The sequence below is a fragment of the Chromobacterium sp. Rain0013 genome (assembly GCF_015291765.1).
Classification (GTDB): domain Bacteria; phylum Pseudomonadota; class Gammaproteobacteria; order Burkholderiales; family Chromobacteriaceae; genus Chromobacterium; species Chromobacterium haemolyticum.
Genome location: NZ_CP031514.1, coordinates 4563664 through 4583008, shown reverse-complemented (window position 1 = coordinate 4583008; position 19345 = coordinate 4563664). Strand labels below are relative to the sequence as shown.

The 19345-nt window shown below is 63.6% G+C and carries 20 protein-coding genes; 10 read left to right on the top strand and 10 right to left on the bottom strand.

All coding sequences use genetic code 11. From position 1 onward, the window contains the following. Positions 1-60 precede the first annotated feature (60 nt). The 6 genes from DXT74_RS20940 to purM form a co-directional block, all read right to left on the bottom strand. Positions 61-1443, bottom strand: coding sequence for a chloride channel protein (locus DXT74_RS20940; protein WP_052370291.1), 1383 nt, complete (start codon positions 1441-1443; stop codon positions 61-63). 111 nt (positions 1444-1554) lie between these two features. After that, a complete protein-coding gene (locus DXT74_RS20935) occupies positions 1555-2805 on the bottom strand; it encodes an RsmB/NOP family class I SAM-dependent RNA methyltransferase (protein WP_043632836.1) in 1251 nt (416 codons plus the stop codon). Next, positions 2801-3967: a DUF3108 domain-containing protein gene (locus DXT74_RS20930; protein WP_194426933.1), complete on the bottom strand. Its 1167-nt coding sequence runs from the start codon at positions 3965-3967 to the stop codon at positions 2801-2803. The genes DXT74_RS20935 and DXT74_RS20930 overlap by 5 nt, the downstream gene beginning before the upstream one ends. A 4-nt stretch (positions 3968-3971) precedes the next feature. Next, positions 3972-4601, bottom strand: a complete 630-nt coding sequence (gene purN, locus DXT74_RS20925) for a phosphoribosylglycinamide formyltransferase (protein WP_019100720.1) — start codon at positions 4599-4601, stop codon at positions 3972-3974. Then, positions 4598-4780, bottom strand: a complete 183-nt coding sequence (locus DXT74_RS20920) for a hypothetical protein (protein WP_019100719.1) — start codon at positions 4778-4780, stop codon at positions 4598-4600. Before DXT74_RS20920 ends, purN begins: the two co-directional genes overlap by 4 nt. A gap of 13 nt (positions 4781-4793) precedes the next feature. Beyond that, positions 4794-5831 carry a phosphoribosylformylglycinamidine cyclo-ligase gene (gene purM, locus DXT74_RS20915; RefSeq protein WP_194426932.1) on the bottom strand — a complete coding sequence of 346 codons (1038 nt, stop codon included), beginning with the start codon at positions 5829-5831 and terminating at the stop codon, positions 4794-4796. Positions 5832-5916: 85 nt separating this feature from the next. Here purM and DXT74_RS20910 point away from each other — a divergent pair, with 85 nt between their 5' ends. The 10 genes from DXT74_RS20910 (at position 5917) to DXT74_RS20865 (ending at position 13493) form a co-directional block, all read left to right on the top strand. Beyond that, positions 5917-7011 (top strand): AI-2E family transporter, encoded by a 1095-nt coding sequence (locus tag DXT74_RS20910; RefSeq protein ID WP_194426931.1) that lies wholly within the window; start codon positions 5917-5919, stop codon positions 7009-7011. Positions 7012-7021: 10 nt separating this feature from the next. Beyond that, positions 7022-7696 carry a DnaA regulatory inactivator Hda gene (gene hda / locus DXT74_RS20905; RefSeq protein ID WP_043591991.1) on the top strand — a complete coding sequence of 225 codons (675 nt, stop codon included), beginning with the start codon at positions 7022-7024 and terminating at the stop codon, positions 7694-7696. Beyond that, positions 7693-8382 carry an HAD family phosphatase gene (locus DXT74_RS20900; RefSeq protein WP_043632449.1) on the top strand — a complete coding sequence of 230 codons (690 nt, stop codon included), beginning with the start codon at positions 7693-7695 and terminating at the stop codon, positions 8380-8382. The genes hda and DXT74_RS20900 overlap by 4 nt, the downstream gene beginning before the upstream one ends. A gap of 438 nt (positions 8383-8820) precedes the next feature. After that, positions 8821-9435 carry a MotA/TolQ/ExbB proton channel family protein gene (locus DXT74_RS20895; RefSeq protein WP_043632452.1) on the top strand — a complete coding sequence of 205 codons (615 nt, stop codon included), beginning with the start codon at positions 8821-8823 and terminating at the stop codon, positions 9433-9435. 2 nt (positions 9436-9437) lie between these two features. Next, positions 9438-9851, top strand: coding sequence for a biopolymer transporter ExbD (locus DXT74_RS20890; RefSeq protein ID WP_043591986.1), 414 nt, complete (start codon positions 9438-9440; stop codon positions 9849-9851). A 4-nt stretch (positions 9852-9855) separates the two neighbouring features. Next, positions 9856-10878 (top strand): tetraacyldisaccharide 4'-kinase, encoded by a 1023-nt coding sequence (gene lpxK, locus DXT74_RS20885; RefSeq protein ID WP_194426930.1) that lies wholly within the window; start codon positions 9856-9858, stop codon positions 10876-10878. Further along, a complete protein-coding gene (locus DXT74_RS20880) occupies positions 10868-11050 on the top strand; it encodes a Trm112 family protein (protein WP_043591984.1) in 183 nt (60 codons plus the stop codon). Before lpxK ends, DXT74_RS20880 begins: the two co-directional genes overlap by 11 nt. Continuing rightward, positions 11047-11820, top strand: coding sequence for a 3-deoxy-manno-octulosonate cytidylyltransferase (kdsB, locus tag DXT74_RS20875; protein WP_194426929.1), 774 nt, complete (start codon positions 11047-11049; stop codon positions 11818-11820). The genes DXT74_RS20880 and kdsB overlap by 4 nt, the downstream gene beginning before the upstream one ends. 70 nt (positions 11821-11890) lie before the next feature. After that, complete coding sequence (gene adk / locus DXT74_RS20870; RefSeq protein ID WP_194426928.1) at positions 11891-12547, top strand: adenylate kinase; 657 nt, start codon at positions 11891-11893, stop codon at positions 12545-12547. 328 nt (positions 12548-12875) lie between these two features. Beyond that, positions 12876-13493, top strand: coding sequence for a hemolysin III family protein (locus tag DXT74_RS20865; protein WP_043632465.1), 618 nt, complete (start codon positions 12876-12878; stop codon positions 13491-13493). Between the two features lie 110 nt (positions 13494-13603). Here DXT74_RS20865 and DXT74_RS20860 read toward each other — a convergent pair whose 3' ends face one another. The 4 genes from DXT74_RS20860 to DXT74_RS20845 form a co-directional block, all read right to left on the bottom strand. Then, positions 13604-15193: a DUF3369 domain-containing protein gene (locus DXT74_RS20860; protein WP_043632468.1), complete on the bottom strand. Its 1590-nt coding sequence runs from the start codon at positions 15191-15193 to the stop codon at positions 13604-13606. Then, complete coding sequence (locus tag DXT74_RS20855) at positions 15190-16734, bottom strand: sensor histidine kinase (RefSeq protein ID WP_043632471.1); 1545 nt, start codon at positions 16732-16734, stop codon at positions 15190-15192. The genes DXT74_RS20860 and DXT74_RS20855 overlap by 4 nt, the downstream gene beginning before the upstream one ends. 75 nt (positions 16735-16809) lie before the next feature. Then, the gene (locus tag DXT74_RS20850; protein ID WP_194426927.1) at positions 16810-17727 is read right to left on the bottom strand and encodes a DMT family transporter; all 918 of its coding nucleotides are present in this window, start codon (positions 17725-17727) and stop codon (positions 16810-16812) included. Positions 17728-17839: 112 nt separating this feature from the next. Then, positions 17840-19330 (bottom strand): NAD(P)H-hydrate dehydratase, encoded by a 1491-nt coding sequence (locus tag DXT74_RS20845; RefSeq protein WP_194426926.1) that lies wholly within the window; start codon positions 19328-19330, stop codon positions 17840-17842. Between the last annotated feature and the right edge of the window lie 15 nt (positions 19331-19345).

Genomic DNA, 19345 nt, shown 5'->3' with positions numbered 1-19345 from the left:
TCAATGTGGCTGCGGGCGCCGCTTGCGCGGAGAAATACCCGAGCGTTTCAATAGGGTATTTTACTTTTCGGCCGCCCGCGGGTCAATTTGCTTCGCAGCGGACGCGGCCTGGCCCGCGTGCCATTGCCGCAGGAAGATGTGCACCTGTCCGTCGTACAGCGCGCGGCGGGTGATCAGCCGCGATACATTGGACGCCAGCAGGGCGGTGGCCATCAACGGGATGATCATGGCGGAGGAGTCCGTCATTTCCATCACGATGATGAAGCCGGTCATCGGCGCGCGGGTCATGCCGGCGAAGAAGCCCACCATGCCCAAGAGCACGATCAAGGTTTGCGGCAGGAAGGGCAGCAGATTGGCCATGTTCAAGCCAAAGCCGGCGCCTACCGCCAGCGATGGGGCGAACATGCCGCCGGGCACCGCGCTGATAAAGCTGATGAACATGCTGAGCAGCTTGAGCAGGCCGTAGCCCTGCATGCCGGCGCCACTGCCCTCGATGATTTCGCGGGCGCGAAAATACCCGGTGCCGAAGGTGATGCCGTCGCTGGCGATGCCGATCACCGCCAAGGCCAAGCCGCAGCCGGCGGCGAACACCACCGGTTTTTTCAGACGCCAGTCGTGCAGCGGGCCGGGCAAGCGCAAGGTCAGCGCCAGCATGATGCGGCAGCAGACGCCGCCGAGCAGGCCACCGATGATGCCGCAGACCGGGATGGCGAGCCAGGACTGCTCCAGCTCCATATTCACCGACACCATGCCGAAATAGCTGTAATTGCCGAGGATGGCGGTGGCGGTGAGACCGGACACGATCACCGAGAGCAAAATGGTGGAACTGGCGCGCAAGTCGAAGGTGCGGCCCATTTCCTCTATGGCGAACACGATGCCGGCCAGCGGCGCGTTGAAGGCGGCGGCCACGCCGGCGGCGCCGCCGGCCAGAATGAAGCTGCGCGCTGCGCCTTCATGACGCAGCGCCGCGTGGCGGTTCAGCGAATATTTGATGGCCGCGCCCACCTGCACGATGGGGCCTTCGTAGCCGAAAGTGGCGCCGGAGCTGATGCCGATCAGGGTCAGCAGCATTTTGCCGATCGCGGCGCGTATGGTCAGAATGCGTTCGCGCAGCGCCTGCATGCCGCCTTCCAGCGCGGCGATGGATTGCGGGATGCCGCCGCCGGCGGAGCCGGGAAAGTAATGTCGCATCAGCCAGATGGCCAGCGCCAGGCCGGCCGGGGTGATCAGCAGGCTCCAGTAAGGCGAATTATCGTAGATGCGGGTGAAGATGGCGTGCGACAGATGGCTGCCGTTGGCGAAAACGCTGGCCATCAGGCCAATCAGAATGGCGGCGGTCCAGATCGGGATGTGGCGGCGCCACAGGACTGCGGACAAGTAGAGGTAGCGCAGACGGCGCTGGACGCGGCTGCGGACTTGTCTGGCAGTGGGGGAGTCTGGCATGGAGCCGGCCTTTGCGGATGAATATGTGAGTTTTTTCTAATATTCAATGGTAAGGCGTATTGAGTTGAAAGACAAACCCCGGGCGCATCAGCGGCCGGGGTTGAGGCATGCTCAGGCGTTTTTTTCCAGTACGGCGGCGAAGAAACCGTCGGTATTGTGCAACTGCGGTTTCAGTTCCAGGTAGTCGCCCATTTGTAGCGGGATCTTCTGTTCCGCCAACACCTCGTCCATTTTCACCAGTTTGAAATCGGGGTGGTCCGCCAGGAAGGCGGCGACGATGTCTTGGTTTTCTTGCGGCAGCAAGCTGCAGGTGGCGTAGACCAAGCGGCCGCCGGCGCGGACCAGGCGGGAGGCGGAAGCCAGGATGGAGGCCTGCTTGGCGTTCAGTTCGGCCACGCTGTCCGGGCTTTGGCGGAATTTCAGGTCCGGATTGCGGCGCAGGGTGCCCAGGCCGGAGCAAGGCGCGTCCACCAGCACGCGGTCGGCCTTGCCCGCCAGGCGTTTGACCTTGGTGTCGTTTTCCGAGGCCAGCAATTGCGGGTGGACATTGGACAGGCCGGAACGCGCTTGGCGCGGCTTGAGCTTGGCCAGCCGTTTTTCCGAAACGTCGAAGGCGTACAAGCGGCCGCTGGAGGCCATCTGCGCACCCAGCAGCAGGGTCTTGCCGCCGGCGCCGGCGCAGAAGTCGACAACCATTTCCCCGCGACGCGCGCCGGTGATCAGGCCCAGCAGCTGGCTGCCTTCATCCTGCACCTCGAACACGCCGGCTTTGAACAGCTCGTGCTTGGCCAGCGAAGGCTTGGTTTTCAGACGAATGCCCAGCGGCGAGTAGGGTGTGGCCTCGCATTCGAGGCCGTCCGCCTGCAAGCGGCCCAGCAATTCGTCGCGCTTCATCTTCATGGTGTTGACGCGCAGGTCCAGCGGCGCGCCTTCCGCCAGGCCCTTGCCCAGCGCGATCACCTGTTCCGGCGTTTGTTCGCCCAGGCGCTCAATCACCCATTGCGGCAGCTCGGCGTCCACTTCCAGGCTGGCCGGCAGGACTTTGCCCTTGATCTGGCCCAGCCATTCCTTTTCGCCGGCGCTGGCGGCCTCGCCCAGCTCCTTGACGTTGAGCTTGTGGATTTTCAGCAGGGCCACCAGGGCCAGCCGGCGCGGGGTGGCCTTGTCCGGCGCGATCAGCGCGCGCAATTGCAGCAGGCGGCGCAGCGCGCCGAAAGCGGTTTCCGCGATGATGTGGCGGTCGTTGGCGCCCAGCTTGCTGTGTTCGCGGAAATAAGCCGACAGCACCGCGTCGGCCGGCCGGTCGAAGCGGATCATCTGGCCGATGACGGTTTCGATATGTTTCAGTTGATGGTGATTAATAGTCATTCTTGTGTTTTCTCGTGGGTTGCGGCGGCAGCTTCCATTGCGGCGCGCCGTTCACGTCGATGCGGACGGCCCGGAGGTCGATCCGTTTATCCTTGTCGATGCGCTGGATGCGCACCGGCAGATTGGAGAATTCCGGCGCGAGCCAGAATTCGTTGATATCGCCGTCGCCCTGGGCGCGGAACACGATAACCCGGATCTTGCCGGCGCCGGTGTCGTAATCGGCCTCGCCGCTGGGGTGCATCGGGTATTCGTACACTTTCTTGCCGGTGGTGATCTGGATGGGTTCGGGCCCCAGTTCGCCGCCTTTCAGCCCCAACTGGAAAGCGAGGCTGAACACATCCTGCGCGCCGGGCTTCAGATCCAGCAGTTTGTCGCCTTGATCGCCGTAGCGCAGCTGACCCGCATTGTAGTCGAAATGCGCGGACTCTTTGACTTGACCACCGCGCCAGGCTTGAAGGCTGTCCGGCAGCAAGCCGGTCTTGCTCTTGAAACGGCCTTCGGAAAGATAGCGCAGCTTGGGTCCGATAAAGGGGGTGGCGTTGATATCCAGCCGGTAGCCGCCGTCTCCGCGGCTCCAGTCCAGCGTGCCGGTGCCCAGCATCGCCGAGCCGTAGAACACCTGGTAGCCCAGCGTGGCCTGACGCGGGAAGCCGCGCAGCTTGCTCTTGGGGTGGAGATAGCCATCGTCGGCGGCGGCGGCTTCGGCCGTCGGCGCGCTGGCCTCGTCCTTGTCGTTCGCTGCCATATTATCGGCGACCGGCGCCGATGAGGCGATTTTGTTCTCCGCGCTGGGCATGGACGCCTCGGGTTTGGGCTCCGCCGCCGGCGCGCTGCTGGCCTTCTTGCTTGGCTGGGCCTGAGCGACAACCGGTTCCGACGCCGCCTGCGGCGCCGAGGCTTCCGCCTTCTTGGCGGCGGGCTTGGCCGGCGCAGGTTTGGGCGTGGCCGGCCGCAATTGGGCCACAGCGCCTTGTTGTGCCGGCTTGGCTGCCGGTTCGTCGGCGTCTAGCGCCTGCATCTTGACGCTGATGTCGCGCAAATCCTGGTCCGGCGGCAGCTCCAGCCGCACCTCCGGCAGCAGGCCGGAGCCCAGCACGCCAAGGTGAATGGCGAGCGACAGGGCCAGGGCCAGCAGGATCAGACGACGGCTTTTCATGGACTCAGGGCGCGGGCGCCATCAGGCTGCCGGCAACGGAGGCGCGGCTGGAGGTCTTCCCGGCGACGATGTTCAGTTCGCCGGCGACGAAGCGGCGCACGGCGGCCGGGTAGAGTTGGTGTTCCAGTTTCAGCACGCGCTCGGCCAGTGTGTCGGCGTCGTCGCTGTCCAGCACTTCCACCACGCCCTGGGCGACGATGGGGCCGTGGTCCAGTTCGGCGGTGACAAAGTGCACGGTGCAGCCGGCTACCTTGCATCCCATTTCCAGCGCGCGCTGGTGGGTGTTTAGGCCGGTGAAGGCCGGCAACAGGGACGGGTGCACGTTCAGCATGCGGCCTTCGTAGCGGCGGGTGAAGCCGGCGCTGAGAATGCGCATGAAGCCGGCCAGCACCACGAGATCCGGCTGGTGGCTGTCTATCAGCTGCGCCAGCGCGGCGTCGAAGTCCTCGCGGCTGGCGAAGGTTTTGTGGTCCAGCGCCGCGGTGGCGATGCCGCGCTCGGCCGCCCAGGCGAGGCCGGCGGCGTCCGGGCGATTGGAAATCACCGCGGCGATGCGCGCGCCCGCGATATTGGCGTCGACGATGGCCTGCATATTGGAGCCGCGGCCGGAAATCAGGATGACGATGTTCTTCATGTTGGAATCGACGGAGACGTTGCCAGATAGTGTTCCCAGTCGGCGGCATCGGTGATGCAGCGCAACTGCTGTTCGTGCCAGCTGCCGCCCTGGTCCAGGCAGCGGTCGAGATCGGCCAGGATGACGGCCTCGCGATAAATGACAAACGCCGCCAGCAGGGCCAGCGGCGCCAGTAGCATCCAACGCAGCGCTTTAGGCGATCTGGGTTTGATGCTCGTCACCATTGCGGGCGCGCACCGCGCCGATCCGGTACACGGTTTCGCCTTCGCCCTGCAGCAGCGCGGCGGTCTGGTCGGCGTGCTCCGCCGCCACTATCACCACCATGCCGATGCCGCAGTTGAAAGTGCGGTACATTTCCTGGCTATCCACCTTGCCCTCCTGCTGCAGCCACTGGAACAACTTGGGTTGCGGCCAGGCGGCGGCGTCGATCTGAGCGACGACATGCTCCGGCAGCACGCGCGGGGTGTTCTCCGTGATGCCGCCGCCGGTGATGTGGGCCATGCCCTTGACCGGCAGCGCCTGCATCAGCTTGAGCAAGGGCTTCACATAGATGCGGGTGGGGGCGATGATGGCGTCGCGCAGGCTGCGTCCGTCCTCGAACGGCGCGTCCAGATCGGGTTGAGCGCGTTCGATGATCTTGCGCACCAGCGAGTAGCCGTTGGAGTGCACACCGTTGGATTTCAGGCCCAGCACTACGTCGCCTGGGGCGATGTCGCGGCCGCTGATCACGGCGCTCTTCTCCACCACGCCGACGGCGAAGCCCGCCAGATCGTATTCGCCGGTTGGGTACATGCCGGGCATTTCGGCCGTCTCGCCGCCGATCAGCGCGCAGCCGGCCTGTTCGCAGCCGGCGGCGATGCCTTTGATCACGTCGGTGGCTTGGGGGACGTCCAGTTTGCCGCAGGCGAAGTAGTCGAGGAAGAACAGCGGTTCCGCCCCTTGCACCAGGATATCGTTGACGCTCATTGCCACCAGGTCGATGCCCACGGTATCGTGACGATTCCAGTCAAAGGCCAGTTTCAGCTTGGTGCCGACGCCGTCGGTGCCGGAAACCAGCACCGGCTCCTTGTATTTCTTGGAAATCTCCACCAGTGCGCCGAAACCGCCGATGCCGCCGATGACCTCCGGGCGCATGGTGCGCTTGGCATAGGGCTTAATGTTCTCGACCAGCGCGTCGCCGGCATCAATGTCGACGCCGGCATCACGGTAACTGAGGGAAGTGGTGTTCAAGGTAAACTCGCTTTCTGCAAACTTGAAGTATTTTTACATCAAGCTTTCGCCGACGCGAAAGCAGCACATTTTAACTGAAGTCGAGATGAAACGCTCCCAAAACCGTCTGATTCCCTGGGCCATCGGCGCAACAGCCTTGCTGTTCGCCGGCTGGCTGTTGCAGCAGTTGGCGGCCGCGCTGACGCCGTTCGCGGTGGCCGCGGTGCTGGCTTATGTGCTCAATCCGGCAATGCGCCGTCTGGCCGGAAAAGGCTTGCCGCGGCCCTTGGCCGCCGGCCTGTTGACGTTGGCCGGCATGACCGCCACCATCGCCCTGTTGCTGGTGGTGGCGCCCATGCTGTTCAAGCAGACCCAGGGCTTGATAGACCGCTTGCCTGTCTTGGCGGATTTCGCCCAGGGGAGGGTGCTGCCCTGGCTGCGTACCGAGTTCGCCATCCATCTGGAACTGGACGCCGACGGCTGGAAGCGGGTTCTGGCCGCCAACGCCGGCGCTTTGAAGGGCGCGCTGTCGACGGTGGCGCTGAGGGCGACCCAGAGCGGTTTCATGTTGGCCGGCCTGTTGTTCAATCTGCTGTTGTTGCCGGTGCTGCTGTTTTATTTCCTGCAGGATGGGCCGCGGATGGCCGCGATGCTGGCCACGTTGGTGCCGCGGCGCTGGGCGGACGAAGTGGCGTCCCTGGCGGGGGAACTGGACCGGGTGTTGGGCGAATTCCTGCGCGGTCAACTGTCGGTGATGCTGATCATGGCGCTGATTTTCGCCTCCAGCCTGGCCTTGCTGGGGCTGGAGTCCGGCATCGCCATCGGCGTGGTGGCCGGTTTGTTGGTGTTTATCCCTTATCTGGGCACTTTTCTCGGCTTCGCTCTGGCCGGGCTGGCCGCCGCGCTGCAGTTTGATTCCGCCGGCGATGTGCTGCTGGTGCTGGGCGTGTTCGGCGCGGGCCAGTTGCTGGAAAGCTTTTTGATCACCCCTTGGCTGGTGGGCGAGCGCATCGGTCTGTCGCCGGTGGCGGTGATCTTTTCCTTGCTCGCGTTTGGCCAGTTGCTGGGCTTCGCCGGGCTGCTGCTGGCCTTGCCGATGGCGGCCGCCACCTTGGTGATATGCCGCTTTCTGGCGCGTGCGTATTTCAACACACGCTTTTATCAGCGTAAAATCCGAAATAGACATCAAAACCCAGTTTGATCGCCTTCACTTGGACCAGTTAATACTTGATTTGACGCCCACCCCCTTGCCGGCCTTCGATAATTTCCTGGCCGAACGCAACCGCGAGGTGATCACAGCGCTGACGGCCGAGGCCGGCGAGCGCTTCATCTATCTGTGGGGCGAGCCCGGTTGCGGCAAGACGCATTTGCTGCAGGCCTGGATCGCCCACGCCGAGCGGCTGGGGCGCGCCTCCATTTATCTGGACGGCAAGACCGAGCATCTGCCTGACTTTGCTCGCGAGGCCAGCTTCATTGCCGTCGACCACGTCGACGACCTGGCGCCGGACGACCAGATTACCCTGTTTTCTTTCTACAACTCGCTGAAAGAAAGCGGCGAGTCGCGGCTGTTGATGGCGGGCCGCCAGCCGCCGATGGCCCTGGCGGTGCGCGACGATTTGCGCACCAGGCTGGGCTGGGGCCTGGTGTTCGAGGTCAAGGCGCTGTCGGACGAGGACAAACTGGCCGCGCTGCGCAGCCACGCCGCCAGCCGTCAGTTGTCGATCCCGGACGATGTCTACCGCTACTTGCTGACGCATTGGCGGCGCGACCTGTCCAGCCTGATCGGCATGATTGACATATTGGACCGCTACTCTCTGGCCATGAGGCGGCCGATCACCGTGCCGCTGGTGAAAAACGTTTTGCAAACCGCAAGCCCGGAACCATGACCAATACCACCGCATTGCGCAACTTGGCGCTGTTCGACCTCGACCACACCCTGATCGCGGGCGATTCCGACTTCGAATGGCCGCGTTTTCTGATCCAGCGCGGCATTCTGGAGCAAGCGCATTACGACGAGCGCAACAATTATTTCTATCAGCAGTACCAGCAGGGCACGCTGGACATCCACGAGTATCTGGCTTTCGCGCTGGAGCCCTTGAAGCGCTTCAGCCGCGCAGAGCTGGACGCCTTGCACGCGGACTACCTGGAGCAGCACATCAAGCCCATCATTACCCGCAAAGCGCGCGATTTGCTGGCGGCGCACGCGGCTCAGGGCGACGAGATCATCATCATCACCGCCACCAACCGCTTTATCACCGGGCCGATCGCCCGCGAGCTGGGCGTGGAGCACCTGATCGCCATCGAGCTGGAAGAAGAGGAGGATGGACGCTTTACCGGCCGCGTTAGCGGCGTGCCCAGTTTCCAGGAGGGCAAGATCACCCGTTTGCAGCAGTGGCTGGATGAGCGCGGCTTGAGCATGAACAGCTACGGCCAGAGCTTTTTCTACAGCGATTCGCACAACGATCTGCCCTTGCTGAAGCTGGTCGACCACCCCGTGGCGGTGGATCCGGACGACACCTTGCGCGCTTACGCGGAGCAGCAGGGCTGGCGCGTGATTTCCTTGCGCGATTGAGGCGAGGCAATTATCCACAGCGGCGGCTGAATAACCTTGTGGATAACAGTGTGGATTGCTTGCCGGGGCTTGGCTTTTGCTGGCAAAGGTTAAAAAAGCGGCAGTGCCCAATCATGGTCGCGAAATTGATAGATTTGCTTGAAAGCCTTGCCTGGCGCGGCTTTCGTCAAGTTGAGTTTCGAGCGCCGCCGACGAAATAAGGCGAGTATTCGAAAGTCTTTATAAAAGATGGGTTTAGGCGGCTTTGTTGACAACTCTGCGCAGTTTTCGCCGCTAAGCGCCTGTTTGCGGTTGCGGCAATAGCCGCGCGCGGCGGCGCCGGTTGCTGAATCTGCATGGATGCCGCTAAAGTTCAGGGTCTGTCGCGCCGGGTTTCGCTAGAGTCGAGCCGGCGCGGCGGACCCTAGTGTTTGCAATCGTTTTTCGGAGAACCCCCTCGTGTGGTCAATCATTGAAGCGGCCGGCTGGCCGATCTGGACCATCATCGCCGCCTCGGTCGTGTCGCTGGCGATTATCTTTGAACGGTTGTTCAGCCTGAGAAAGGGCAGCGTGGCGCCTGAGGGCCTGCTGGGGCAGGCCTTGCAGGAATACCGCCGCGCCGGCGCCAGCGAGGAGCTGTTGCGCAAACTGCAGGCGCATTCGCCGCTGGGCCGGCTGTTTTGCGCCGGTTTGCGCAACGTAGGCGGCAATCGCGAAGTGATGAAGGAAGCCATCGAGGACGAGGGCCGCGTGGTGGCGCACCAGTTGGAGCGCTTGCTGACCACCTTGGGCACCATCGCCGCGATGGCGCCCCTGTTGGGCCTGTTGGGCACGGTGATAGGCATGATTGAGATCTTCGGTTCGCAGTCGCCGGCCGGCAACAACCCGCAGGCGCTGGCGCACGGCATTTCCATCGCGCTGTACAACACCGCCTTCGGCCTGATCGTGGCCATTCCCAGCATGATGTTCTATCGTCATTTCCGCTCCAAGGTGGATGGCCTGTTGGTGGAGATGGAGTCGCAGGCGGTGAAGCTGGTGGAAGTGCTGCACGGCGAGCGTAAAAACGGGGGTTGAGCATGAATTTCCGCCGAGGCCGCAGCCGCGAAGAGCCCGAGATCAACTTTATTCCGCTGATCGACGTGCTGCTGGTGATCCTGATCTTTCTGATGGTCACCACCACTTATTCCAAGTTCGCCGAACTCAAGATCAATCTGCCGGCCGCTCAGGGCGAGCAGGCCAAGACCAAGTCGTCGGAAATCACCGTGGCGGTAGCCGCCAACGGAGAGATGGCGGTGGGTGAAGCGAAACTCGCCGCCGGCGACAAGGCGGCTTTGTTGAATAAATTGAAGGACGACGCGGCGGGCAAGAGCGACGTCATCGTCATTGTCAACGCCGACGCCAAGGCCACGCACCAATCCGTGGTGACGGTGATGGAGGCGGCGCGCGAGGCCGGGCTCAACCAGTTGACCTTCGCCACCCGTTCGCAATAGCCGCATGCATTGGATAGAACGGCAATGGTATCGGCCGCGTTGGTGGCTGACAGCCCTTCTGGCTCCGCTGGAAGGGCTGTTTGCCCTGATGGCGGCGGCCAGGCGGTTTGCTTACCGCCGCGGCTGGCTGCGCGCCGAACGTTTGGACGCGCCGGTGGTGGTTGTGGGCAACATCAATGTCGGCGGCGTCGGCAAGACGCCGCTGACATTGGCCTTGTTGCGCGATTTGCAACAAGGCGGCGTCAAGGCGGGCGTGATCAGCCGCGGTTACGGTGGCAGCCATCGCCAGCCCACGCTGGTGCGGCCGGATAGTTCGCCGGAGGAGGTGGGCGACGAGCCGCTCCTGCTGGCCGCCGCCGGCGCGCCGGTGGTGGTGGGGCGGGACCGCGTCGCCGCCGGCCGCCATCTGCTGGCGCTGAATCCTGATGTGCAGCTGATATTGACCGACGACGGCTTGCAGCATTATCGGCTAAGCCGCGATCTGGAGATTGTGGTGCTGGATGGCGCGCGCGGAGGGGGCAACGGCCGCTTGTTGCCCGCCGGGCCTTTGCGAGAACCGTGGTCGCGGCTAGGGTCGGTGGATGCGGTGGTGGTCAATGGCGGCGATGCCGCCGGCCTGGCTCTGCCGGCCGGGCCGCGCTGTTTTGCCATGCGTCTGCGCCCGGCCCTCCTGCAGAGGCTGGATGCGCCCGACGAGACGCGAGCGGCGGCGGATTTCGCCGGCTTGCGCTTGGCGGCGATGGCAGGCATCGGCCACCCGCAGCGCTTTTTCGACACGCTGGCCGGCTTGGGCTTGCGGCCGGAGCTTTGTCTGGCCTGGCCAGATCATCATCAGTTCGAAGCCGCCGACCTGCCGGCCGGCATGGACGCGGTGATCGTCACCAGCAAGGACGCGGTCAAGCTGCGGCGGGTGATTCATGATGCAGCGCAGCGTGCTAGACTATGGGTTTTGCCGGTTCAGGCGGAGTTGGAGCCTGATCTGAGCGCTTGGATTCTGGATCGACTGAAGATAAAACATGGACGCTAAATTCCTGGATATTCTGGTATGCCCGCTGTGCAAGGGACCGCTGGTTTTCGACAAGGCCAAGCAGGAACTGATCTGCAAGGGCGACCGGCTGGCTTACCCGATCAAGGACGGCATTCCGATGATGCTGGAAGCCGAGGCCCGCGAGCTGGCGCCGGAAGAAGAGATAAAATGAGCCGCGGCTTTTGCGTGGTGATTCCCGCGCGTTTGGCGTCCAGCCGCTTGCCGGGCAAGCCGCTGGCCGACATCGCCGGCAAACCCATGGTGGCGAGGGTTGCCGAGCAGACGGCCAAGAGCGGCGCAAGCCGGGTGATCGTGGCGACCGACCACGACGATGTGCTGTCCGCTTGCCGCGCTCACGGCATTGAAGCGCTGATGACGCGCGCCGACCACGCCAGCGGCACCGACCGGTTGGCCGAAGTGGCGCAGGCGCTGAACTTGGCCGACGATGAGATCGTGGTCAATGTCCAAGGCGACGAACCGCTGATCAACCCGGCACTGATCGACCAACTGGCGGCACTCTTGGCCGCCGGCGACGCGCCGGTGGCGACTTTGGCGCATCCGTTCCGCGAGGCCGCCGACATGTTCAATCCCAACGTGGTCAAGACGGTGCTGGACCACGCCGGCCGCGCGCTGTATTTCAGCCGCGCGCCGATTCCCTATGCCCGCGACGCCTTTGCACAAGATGTGAGCGCGTTGCCCGTGGACCTACCAGTGCTGCGGCATATCGGCATGTACGCCTATCAGGCGGGTTTTCTGAAGACCTATAACCGTTTGGAACCGGCGCCGCTGGAGCGGTTTGAAGCGCTGGAGCAGTTGCGGGTGTTGTGGCACGGCTTCGCCATCAAGGTGGCGGTGGTAGAGTCCGCGCCGCCAGCCGGCGTGGATACGCCGGAGGACCTGGAACGCGTGCGCCGCTTGCTGGGCGACGGACGGAACCCATAAGCCGGGCCGCCTCGGCGCGGCCCGGATTTCGATATCAAATCATCTTATTCAAATTGACGGAGCGATCTTCATGCGACTGATCTTGTTGGGGGCGCCTGGCGCCGGCAAAGGCACCCAGGCCAATTTCATCAAGGAAAAATTCGGCATCCCGCAAATCTCCACTGGCGACATGCTGCGCGCCGCGGTCAAGGCCGGCACGCCGCTGGGCCTGGAAGCCAAGGCGATCATGGACGCGGGCGGCCTGGTGCGCGACGACATCATCATCGGCCTGGTGAAGGAGCGCATTACCGACGCGGATTGCGCGAATGGCTTCCTGTTTGATGGTTTTCCGCGCACGATCCCGCAAGCGGAGGCGATGATCGCCGCCGGCGTGGATATCGATTACGTCGTGGAGATCGATGTGCCGGACGCGGCCATCATCGAACGCATGGCCGGGCGTCGCGTGCATCTGCCCTCCGGCCGCACCTATCACATCCGCTTCAACCCGCCGAAAGTGGCGGGCAAGGACGATGTGACCGGCGAAGAGCTGGTTCAGCGCGACGACGACCGCGAGGACACCGTGAAAAAGCGTCTGGCGGTCTACCACGAACAGACCGCGGTGCTGGTGGGCTTCTACGGCGAGCGCGCCGCCAGCGGCGACGCCAAAGCGCCGAAATACGTCAAGATCGACGGCACCCGCGCGGTGGAAACCGTGCGCGATGAAGTGCTGAAGGCGCTGGGCGCCTGATAAGCCGCTTACGATCCATTGCGCGTCGTGAGACCTCGCGCGCGGCGAGTACGGCTTCGAAATGATCATGTGCCACGAGCGCATTTCGCTTTCTCAGCTGTTTTCGCCTTGTCTCGTCTTGCTCCGCAAGATCGTAAACCGGCTTTGAGAACCTGTTCAGCGTTCTCCTTAAGGACAAGCGGGCCCTGCGGCCCGCTTTTCTTTTGAGCTTTGAGAAAGGGCTGGCGCGCCGGCGGCAACAGGCGGACAATTGAACCCGGAGCCCGCGAGCGGCTCCAAAAGTTTTTGTACGACAAGCCGGAGCGATGCCGGCGCAAGGATAATACCTATGTATCACGGGGAACGTTTCAACGGGATTTCCCATTTGATCGGCACCGTGCTGGCCATTGCCGGGCTGGTGGTGCTGGTGACCATGGCCGCGCGCGAGGGCGACCCCTGGAAAGTGGTCAGCTTCAGCCTGTACGGCGCCACTTTGGTGGCTCTGTATCTGATATCCACGCTGTATCACAGCTTTCGCGGACGGGCCAAGGCGGTGCTGCAGAAATGCGACCATTCTGCGATCTACCTGCTGATAGCGGGCAGTTACACGCCGTTTGCGCTGGTCACTCTGCGAGGCGCCTGGGGCTGGAGTCTGTTTGGCGTCAGCTGGGGCCTGGCCGTGTTCGGCATTATTCAGGAGCTGACATTGGGGCGGCGCACCCGTTTGCTGTCGATGATTCTCTACGTGGTGATGGGCTGGCTGGTATTGGTGGCGTTGCCGCCTCTGATTGAATCGCTGCCCAGCGGCGGGCTGTTTTGGCTGGCCTTGGGCGGGATTCTGTACAGCGTGGGCATTTATTGGTTTCTCAACGACGAGAAAATACGCCATGGCCACGGCATCTGGCATTTGTTTGTGCTGGGCGGCAGCGTCTGCCAGTTTGTCAGCGTGTTGTTATACGTGGCCTGAGCCACGGTTTGAATTTCCCCGGCGGCGGGCCGGAAGAAGAAGGGCGAAACCAGCGCAAGCGCTGCTTTCGCCCTGTTTTATTCTGGTTTCCGGCCGCGTCCGGGGCGCGCTCACTCGTCCGGCAAATCCTGCAGCCGGCGCTCTTTGACCAGGGTTTCCAGCGCGCGCACCACTTCCGGGTCAAACTGGCTGCCGGCGCGGCCTGAGATGTAGTCCATGGTGTCGCGCAGCGTCCACGGTTCCTTGTAGGGGCGCTTGTTGAGCAGGGCGTCGAATACGTCGACCACCGCGACGATACGCGCCGATAGTGGGATTTCGTGGGCTTTTTGCTTTCTGGGGTAGCCGTTGCCATCGAAGTGCTCGTGGTGGCCGCCGGCGATTTCCGAGCCCAGCGACAGATAGCTCATGCCTTCCACCATGCTGGCCGACCTGGCCAGTATCTGCGCGCCTATGGTGGCGTGCTGTTCCATGATCACCCGCTCGTCCGGGTCCAGTTTGCCCGGTTTGAACAGGATGTGGTCCGGGGTGCCCACCTTGCCCACATCGTGCAAGATGCTGGCCATGCCCACCATGTCCATGAATTCCTTGCTCATCAGTTCCGGATAGGCGCCGTTGTCGCGCATCTGCCCGGCGATGGCGTCGGTCAGCCTCTGTACGCGCAAAACGTGGTTGCCGGTGTCGCTGTCGCGGAATTCCGCCAAGTCCGCCAGCGCCACCACCGTGGCTTCCTGCGCGCTGCGTAGCTGGCTGTAGAGATAGAGGTTGTCGTAGGCCGCGGAAATGCGCTGGCAGAATACGTCGAGCAGATCGCGCTCCACCTCTTCAAGCGGCCATTGCGGGGTGAAGTGGATGATGAATTCGCGGCCGTTGCGCGAGGTGATGTAGAGCACGTCGTAAGGGTGCTGGTAGATGCTGCGCTTTTCAGCGAAGGAGCGCAGGATCACCTGTTCCAGCTCTGGGAAAGGGCTGAGGTCGCCGCTTTGCCCCAACGATTCATAGTTGCCGGAGGCGGCCAGGATTTCCAGTTCCGGCCGGCCGTTGCTGTTGTCGTTGCGCACGCACAGGATGCCGTCGCTGCCGATGTCCAGCAGCGCGCTGATCTGCCGCAGCACGCCGGAGGCGAACTCGCGCAGCGAATACAACTGGTACAGGTCGGAGGCGCTTTCCAGTATCTTGGACAGGCCTTGGCGGTTTTTCTCCAGCGACAGCAGGTTTTCGTAGGCGCGCAGCGAGGAGATGATGGTGGTGAACAGCTTTTGCACCGTCAGCTCGGTCTTGGTTTTGTAGTCGTTGATGTCGTAGTTGAGGATGACTTCCTGTTCGGGCGCCTGCCCAGGCTGGCCGGTGCGCAGCACGATGCGCACCAGACCGTTTTTCAGGTCCTGGCGGATCTGGTGCACCAGCTTCAGCCCGGCGTCCTCGCTTTCCATCACCACGTCCAGCATGATCAGCGCGATGTCCGGATGCTGGCGCACCACTTCATAGGCTTCCTTGCCGGAGTGGGCGCTGAGCAGTTCCAGCGGGCGTTCTTTGTAGCGGATATTGCGCAGCGCGATGCGGGTGGCGGTGTGCACGTCTTTTTCATCGTCGACGATCAGGATTTTCCATGGATGACGGCCATCGCTCACGGCGGGCGCGGATTCGGCTGGAGCGTCATCGTCCAGCAGCCAGTCGTCTTCCTGGTTGGTGATGTCGCTCATGCTATGTTCTCCTTGCTCTGATTGACCGGGGCGGAGCAGGGCATGGTGATGGTGAACGTGGTGCCTTTGTTCACTTCGCTGTGCACCTCGATCGACCCGCCCAGGCGTTGCCGTACGATGTTGTAGACGATGTTGAGCCCGAGGCCGCTGCCGCCGCTGCCGCGGCGGGTGGTGAAGAAGGGGTCGAATACACGGCTCAGGTTTTCCGGCGGGATGCCCTTGCCGTCATCGCTAAGCGTCAGCGTGATGTAATGAGGGTTGTCGCGCCGGGCCTCGATATTGATTTTGCCGCTGCTGCGGTTTTCGAAGCCGTGAACCAGCGAGTTGACCATCAAATTGGTGACCACCTGAGCGAAGGAGCCGGGGTAGCTGTCCAGCAGGATGTCTTCCTCGCATTGCACGTTGATGGTGGTATTGGCGTGCTTGAAGCGGGGTTTCAAGCTGGTGATCACTTCATTCAGATAGTCTTGCAGTTGGAAGCTGCGCCGCGCTTCGCTTGTCTGATCCACCGCCACCTGTTTGAAGCTGTGTATCAGGTTGGCCGCGCGTTCGGCATTGGACAGAATCAGATCGCTGCATTCCTTGGCGGTGTCCAGATAGGCTTGGAAATCGCTTTTCTTGACGGTGCCGCCGTCCACTTTTTCTATGATGTGGCTGGTGGCGGTGCCCAGGTGCGATGCCGTGGTCAGGGTGATGCCCACCGGGGTGTTGATCTCGTGGGCGACGCCAGCCACCAGGCTGCCCAGCGAGGCCATCTTCTCGGTTTCCACCAGGGTTTGCTGGGCTTCCATCAATTGGCGATAAGCCTCTTCGGCGCGGTCGCGTTCGGCGCGGGCCACGGCTTCGGCCTCGGTGCGTTTGGCCAGATCGCCGGCGGTGCGCGCCACGATGCGGTTGAAGCCGTTGACGATGCCGCCGATCTCGTCGTCGGCGACGTGGGTGACCTGGGCTCCGCTGGCGTCCGGCGCTCGAATCGCGGTATTCAAGGCCTGCTGCAGCCGCGCCAGCGGCTGGAACAAGAAACGTTGCAGGTTGAAGGACATGATCATGAAAATCATCACGTCCAGCAGCAGGATCTGGGCGGACAGTTCGATCAGTTGGTCGCGCTGATGCTTGGCGAGAGCCTGGCGGGACAGATAGACGGTGGCGTTGCCCAAGTGCTCCTTGCCCTGATAGATGATGGGGATGTTCAGCATATCGTCCGAACGCGGCTCCTCCGACGGCGGCATGTCGCGGATGCTGCCGTCGGTATCATGGCTGCGGCCCAGGCTGAGCCCGGATTCCCCCTTGACGCTGATGGCGATGATGGAGGGCCAGCTCAGCTCGCTGTCCAGCGTCAGCCTGACGTTCTCGTCGTCCAGCTGCCAGACGCTGTGCGGCAGCGACATCGCCAAGCGGGCTTTGACCGCGGCGCGTTGGGATTGGTAGTCGGCCTCATTGCGTTCTTGGTTGTGCAAATAGGAAAACAGGCCTGTCGTCCCCAGAATGGCGGTGATCCAGGCCATCAACCAGAACATCAATTTGGTTTTTATGCTTTTCATTATGTTCACAGTTCCAAGTGCCCACACTGAATCCTAGGCAGTTCTGGTGCGAATACCAAATCCGGATGAGTCCGGTCAGCCGCCGCTGTCGGCGCTCAGCGTCGCGGGGGGCTTGGCGCGCGGGGCAAGCTTTTGCAGCGCCAGTCCGCTCAGGATCAGGCCCAGTCCGACCAGAGTGGAGGGCAGGATGGCTTCGCCGATCAGGAAATGGATTAGCGCCAGCGACAGCAGAGGCGACAGGAAAATCAGGTTGGCGATGCGGGCGGTGCTTGGCGTCAATTTCATCGCTGTCAGCCACAAGACGAAGGTGAAGCCCATTTCGAAGGCGCCGACGTAGGCGGCGCCGGCCAGGCCTTGCCAGGCTACCGGGCCTAGTTGCCCGGTATAAGCGCACCAAGCCAGGCTCAGCGGCAGCGAAAAGGCGAAATTGAGCGTCAAGCCGATGACCGGCTCGCGCGTGTCGCGGGTGTTGAAGATCCAGTAACCGGCCCACAACAGGGTTGAGGCCAGCGCCAGCGCCACGCCGAGCGAGTCGGAAAACCGCAGTTCCAGCACCTGGCCGCGGGTGCCTATCACCAGCACGCCCAGGTAGCAGACCAAGGCGGCGGCGATGTCGCGGCGCTGCAGTTTCTGCTTGAGCAGCGGCACCGCCAGCAGGCTCATGGTCAAGGCCCAAGTGTAGTTGATGGCCTGGGCTTCCTGCGCCGGCAGCAGCGCGTAGGCCTGGAACAGGATCAGATAGTACAGCGCCGGGTTGACCGCGCCGAAGATAAGAGAGGCGCGCCAATGGCGGCGCAAGGCCGGCGCCAGCTCCGGCAGCCGGCCCTGGACGGCCAGCAAGCCAAGCAGGCAGAGCAGGGAGGCGGCGCTGGCGTAGAGCACCAATTGAGCGGGGCTGAGATGGGCGAGGCTGATCTTGAAGGCGCTGGCCACCGTGGACCAGGCCAGGACGGCGGCGAGCCCGTAGGCGTAAGCTTTGGATTGTGACTGCAAGGTAATCCCCAGGGTGACGGATGAGGGGCCGCGGGACGGCCATGCCGCCGGCCCGCGCGCCGATGACCCATTCTAATGCAAATGGATTTTCACCGGGGAGCTCGCCTGGGTTTCAGCTTGCCTGTTCCTGCGCCCATTCCTGGATCAGCCGGTTCAGCATCAGGCTGGCGCGCCAGGCGGTGTCGGAAGCGGACAGGCCGATGGGGCCGCCGGTTTCCATTTCAAAATCATCGCCGGCCAGGCCGTGGATGTGCACCGCCAGGCTGGCGGCTTCGAAAGGCTCCATGCGCTGGGCCAGCAGCGCGGCGATGATGCCGGTCAGGACATCGCCCTGGCCTGCCACCGCCAGCGCCGGGCCGCCGCTGGTGTTCAAGTGATAGAAGCCGTCCGGGCCGACGATCAGGCTGCCGGCGCCCTTGAGCACGACCACGCAGTTGAAGTGATTGGCCAGCCGGCGGGCCGCCAGCAGCCTGTCCTTCTGCACCGTTTCGGTGCTTTGTCCCAGCAGGCGCGCGGCTTCCGCCGGGTGCGGGGTCAGGATGGTGCCGGCCTGGCGTTTGGCGATCAGCGCGGCGGCGGCGTGGTCGTTGGCCAGCAGGTTGAGCGCGTCGGCGTCCAGCACCAGCGCCTGCGGCTGCTGGATGACTTGGTCCAGCAGGCGGCTGGCCAGCTCTTGCAGGCCGAGGCCGGGGCCGACGGCGAGCACGTCCGCGTCGGGCAGATCGGCGACTTCGTCCAGCGCGGAGATCATCAGTTCCGGCACCACCGGATCCACCGGCAGCCGGTCGTCCAGCGGGCAGACATGGACCTTGCCTGCGCCGCAAGCCAGCGCGCTGCGGCCGGCCAGCAGCGCCGCGCCCAGCATGCCCGGCGCGCCGCCAATCACGCAGACGGTGCCGAACAGGCCCTTGTGACTGTTGCGAGGCCGCAGCAGCGCGCGGACGTCCGGCTGGTTAATGCTGCCGTCCGCCGCGGGAATCAGCCTGGGCGGGCAGTCCAGCAGGTCCAGCTCCACGTTGCCGGCCAGGTCGGCGCCCGAGGCGCTGAACAAGCCGGGTTTCTGGCATAGGAAGGTCAGGGTGTGGCTGGCCTGGATCGCGGTGTTGGCGGGCACGCCGGTATAGGCGTCCAGACCGCTGGGGCAGTCCAGCGCCAGGATGGGGCTGCCCAGTTGGTTGATGCGGTCGATCAGGGTGGTCCATTCCAGGTCGAAGTCCCGGCTCAGGCCCACGCCGAACAGACCATCGATGACCAGCTGCGGCGCGCGGTAGTCGCGCGGCAGGTCGAACAGCACATGGCCTTGCGCTTGTTCCAGCTCATGCAACGCTTCCGAGGTGGCGGGGCTGGTGGGCTGGGTAGGCACCAGCACGTCGACGCGGAAGCGGCGGCGCATCAGTTCCAGCGCCGCGTACAAAGCGTCGCCTCCGTTGTTGCCGGGGCCGGCGCAGATCAGCAGTCGGGACGTGCTGGGCAGGTGGTGGCTGACCCAGTCGGCGGTAGCCATCGCCGCGCGCTGCATCAGGTTGTAGCCGGCGTCGGTGGCTTGGCGCTCCAATTGGCGCAAGGCGTCCAGGCTGAGAATGCTTTGGTCTTGTGTCGGCATCCCGATGCTCCTCGT

Bases quoted from the DNA above. Each gene is read 5' to 3' on its own strand.
- DXT74_RS20890 (WP_043591986.1), top strand. From the start codon at position 9,438: ATGAATTTCCGCCGAGGCCGCAGCCGCGAAGAGCCCGAGATCAACTTT.
- DXT74_RS20940 (WP_052370291.1), bottom strand. From the start codon at position 1,443: ATGCCAGACTCCCCCACTGCCAGACAAGTCCGCAGCCGCGTCCAGCGC.
- DXT74_RS20920 (WP_019100719.1), bottom strand. From the start codon at position 4,780: ATGCTACTGGCGCCGCTGGCCCTGCTGGCGGCGTTTGTCATTTATCGC.
- adk (WP_194426928.1), top strand. From the start codon at position 11,891: ATGCGACTGATCTTGTTGGGGGCGCCTGGCGCCGGCAAAGGCACCCAG.
- kdsB (WP_194426929.1), top strand. From the start codon at position 11,047: ATGAGCCGCGGCTTTTGCGTGGTGATTCCCGCGCGTTTGGCGTCCAGC.
- lpxK (WP_194426930.1), top strand. From the start codon at position 9,856: ATGCATTGGATAGAACGGCAATGGTATCGGCCGCGTTGGTGGCTGACA.
- DXT74_RS20880 (WP_043591984.1), top strand. From the start codon at position 10,868: ATGGACGCTAAATTCCTGGATATTCTGGTATGCCCGCTGTGCAAGGGA.
- DXT74_RS20910 (WP_194426931.1), top strand. From the start codon at position 5,917: ATGAAACGCTCCCAAAACCGTCTGATTCCCTGGGCCATCGGCGCAACA.
- purN (WP_019100720.1), bottom strand. From the start codon at position 4,601: ATGAAGAACATCGTCATCCTGATTTCCGGCCGCGGCTCCAATATGCAG.
- DXT74_RS20845 (WP_194426926.1), bottom strand. From the start codon at position 19,330: ATGCCGACACAAGACCAAAGCATTCTCAGCCTGGACGCCTTGCGCCAA.
- DXT74_RS20900 (WP_043632449.1), top strand. From the start codon at position 7,693: ATGACCAATACCACCGCATTGCGCAACTTGGCGCTGTTCGACCTCGAC.
- DXT74_RS20855 (WP_043632471.1), bottom strand. From the start codon at position 16,734: ATGAAAAGCATAAAAACCAAATTGATGTTCTGGTTGATGGCCTGGATC.
- DXT74_RS20865 (WP_043632465.1), top strand. From the start codon at position 12,876: ATGTATCACGGGGAACGTTTCAACGGGATTTCCCATTTGATCGGCACC.
- DXT74_RS20860 (WP_043632468.1), bottom strand. From the start codon at position 15,193: ATGAGCGACATCACCAACCAGGAAGACGACTGGCTGCTGGACGATGAC.
- DXT74_RS20930 (WP_194426933.1), bottom strand. From the start codon at position 3,967: ATGAAAAGCCGTCGTCTGATCCTGCTGGCCCTGGCCCTGTCGCTCGCC.